Genomic DNA, 1,091 nt, shown 5'->3' with positions numbered 1-1,091 from the left:
TTCCTCGACAGAATTTAGCTTGACAGTCCCAAATTGATGTATATAGCCATTGGGTAGCGCATACCAACCGATTGTCGGGTTTTTTATTTCGTGAAATTGATCTGCTGTTACGACAACAGAATTATTGACTGTCGGACGTTTTTTAAAACTAACCTGTTCACCTACCTCATAAATAGATTGGTTTATATTCTCAATTTTTTATACTCTCTACCTCTATTATCATTATATCTATCAGTAGTTTGCTGTGATTTATGACCCAGTAACGTCATTGTATCGATTTTTTGTTCTCTATATAGACGTTCAGCGAGTGACCTGATTTCATGGAACGTGGTAGGTGTGCCTGTCCAATATTCTCTCTCAAAAACCGTATCCCTAATTTTTGCAAAACCTCGTGTTATTTCGTCAGCAAACACTGCATTACCATTTTTATTTACAATAAAATCTGCGTTAGATATATTTACAACATCAGAAATACTCATATCTATTTTTTTGCATTTTAATTTCACCGGTATCGCTATTTTTGAGCCGGTTTTTTGTTGCTCAATGTGCAAATAATTTCGTTTTATATGTGATTTTTTCATTGTGACAACATCAGAACGCCGTTGCCCAGTCACTAGCGCTGTTAGCATTGCATCGCGCATATAGTGATATTTTTCATTTTTGTCAGCGGCATCAATTAATTTTTTGAATTCAGTTAAAACAATTCTAGAACGTTTCACTGTGACCCGAGGGCATTTGATTGGTTCCGCGGGATTCCTGTCATTCCAACCGCGCGCGTACGCTTCGCGGAATACGTCTCGCAGCAGATGATACATGCATTTTGCCGATGGATTTTTGTCCTGGTCTGTATAAATTTTTATTATTCTAGCGATATCAGGTGGGATTATATCTCGTATATTTTTATTGCCTATTTGCTGCCGAATTACGACTATTAAATAATTTTTAATTTCGATTGTTTTTGGTTTTAGATTGCGTTCAGCGAGAATTTTAATATATTCGTCTAACCAGTTATTCACGGTTCTGCGCGATGGGGTTAGTTTAAATAGAGATGATAAAAACGACATTGTAACTCCGAGCTAGTAAAATTAGTT

General features: G+C 36.2%; 1 protein-coding gene. It reads right to left on the bottom strand.

The features are described 5' to 3' along the window. Positions 1–182: 182 nt before the first annotated feature. Positions 183–1,064: a tyrosine-type recombinase/integrase gene (locus tag A9G07_RS09125; RefSeq protein WP_065734911.1), complete on the bottom strand. Its 882-nt coding sequence runs from the start codon at positions 1,062–1,064 to the stop codon at positions 183–185. Positions 1,065–1,091: the final 27 nt, after the last annotated feature.

The organism is Gilliamella sp. wkB72, assembly GCF_001693745.1.
Taxonomy (GTDB): Bacteria; Pseudomonadota; Gammaproteobacteria; order Enterobacterales; family Orbaceae; genus Gilliamella; species Gilliamella apicola_E.
This window is presented reverse-complemented; position numbering and strand designations above follow the sequence as displayed.